This window comes from Brevundimonas sp. (assembly GCF_046299535.1).
Lineage (GTDB): Bacteria > Pseudomonadota > Alphaproteobacteria > Caulobacterales > Caulobacteraceae > Brevundimonas.
Window position 1 is genome coordinate 1 of the sequence record NZ_JBKBIB010000031.1, and the last position, 1,500, is coordinate 1,500.

Consider the following 1,500-nt stretch of genomic DNA (forward strand, 5'->3'; position numbering starts at 1 on the left):
TGACGGGCGACGCGCGCCCGCCGCACGACTTCCGGGCACCAAAGCCGCCCGAAAAGCCCATTTCCAGCCCGCCACCACACCTCCATCATCGGATCAGGCGGATTTCGCAGAGGTCTCCTGTGGGCGGGGTGGGCGGGCGTAGCCCGTCCAGGCCGTCCACAGGCAATGGCACGGCCGGGGTTGGGCCGCTGGCGGCGGGCCAGCGCTGGAGCGTGGCGCGCAAGCGGGCGGTGGTGCTGCGGTTGATCGCGGGGGAGCCCGTGGAGCTGGTGTCGCGGGAGATCGGGGTCCCGGTCTGCAAGCTTGAGCGCTGGCGCGAGCGGGCCGGGGCGGCGCTGGAGGGCGGGCTGAAGGAGCGGGAAGCGGGCTCCGAGGGGCCGGAACTCGCCGCGGCGCTCCAGCGGATCGGCGAGCTTGCGATGGAGGTCGAGCTCCTGCGCGCGAAGATGGGGCAGACCGGCCCTTTGGGCCGGAGGCGGTGGCGGTGATGGCCGGGTCGGTCTCTCCCGCCACCGGCCGCGCCTATGGCGTGGCGCGGGTCTGCAAGGTCTGGGGCGTGGCCCGGTCGAGTTTCTATCTCGCGCGGAGGCTGGCGCAGGATCCTGCCCCGCTGCGGCCCAAAGGCCGGCGCGGGCCGAAGCCCTCCGTCTCGGACGCGACGCTCATCGACGCGCTCCGCGCCGACCTGGCGCGCTCGCCCCGGTCGGGCCAAGGCCATCGCAAGGTCTGGGCGCGGCTGCGCGTGCTCGACGGCCTCAAGGTCGCGCGCAAGCGCATCCTGCGGCTGATGCGCGAGAACGCCCTGCTCTCGCCGCATCGGGCCCGACCACGCCCGGGAGAAGACCACGACCGCAAGATCGTGACCGACGCGCCGAACGTGATGTGGGCGACCGACGGTCCCCAGATCACGACCGTGCGGGACGGCAAGGTCTGGCTCTTCGCCACGGTGGAGCACTGGAACGCCGAGGCCCTCGGCTGGCATATGAGCAAGCGCGGCACACGGCGCGAGGCAGTTCAGGCCATGAGCATGGCGGTGCGCCAGCAGTTCGGCCACCTCGGTCGCGATGCCGCGCGGGGCGTGCAGCTGCGCCACGATCACGCCAGCTGCTTCATGGCCGACGAGTTCCAGAAACAGATCAAGGCCTGGGGCATGACGCCGAGCTTCGCCTTCCTCGGCCAACCCGAAACGAACGGCGTCGTGGAACGCTTCTTCCGCACCCTCAAGGAGCAGATCGTCCATGGCCGCGTCTTTGGCACCAGCGAGCACGCGCGCGCGGCGGTCCGCGACTTCATCGCCCGCTACAACGCCGAGTGGCTGGTCGAGAAGAACGCCCACCTCAGCCCCACCGCCCTCCGCCGCCAGCACGAACTTGCCGCCATGCCCATGGCCGCGTAACGTAACCATCTGTCCAAGAAACCGGGTGCGGTTCATGCCGATCATCCGCCAGCGCGTGCAGCCCGACGCGATCGTCTACAGCGACAGCTACTTCAGCCACGACG

Annotated in this window: 2 protein-coding genes; both read left to right on the forward strand. The window is 70.9% G+C overall.

The annotated features are described in order from the left end of the window. The first annotated feature begins 128 nt into the window (after positions 1 to 128). Positions 129 to 488 (forward strand): hypothetical protein, encoded by a 360-nt coding sequence (locus ACK4FB_RS14780; protein ID WP_409753971.1) that lies wholly within the window; start codon positions 129 to 131, stop codon positions 486 to 488. Beyond that, a complete protein-coding gene (locus ACK4FB_RS14785; RefSeq protein ID WP_409753974.1) occupies positions 488 to 1,396 on the forward strand; it encodes a transposase in 909 nt (302 codons plus the stop codon). Before ACK4FB_RS14780 ends, ACK4FB_RS14785 begins: the two co-directional genes overlap by 1 nt. Positions 1,397 to 1,500: the final 104 nt, after the last annotated feature.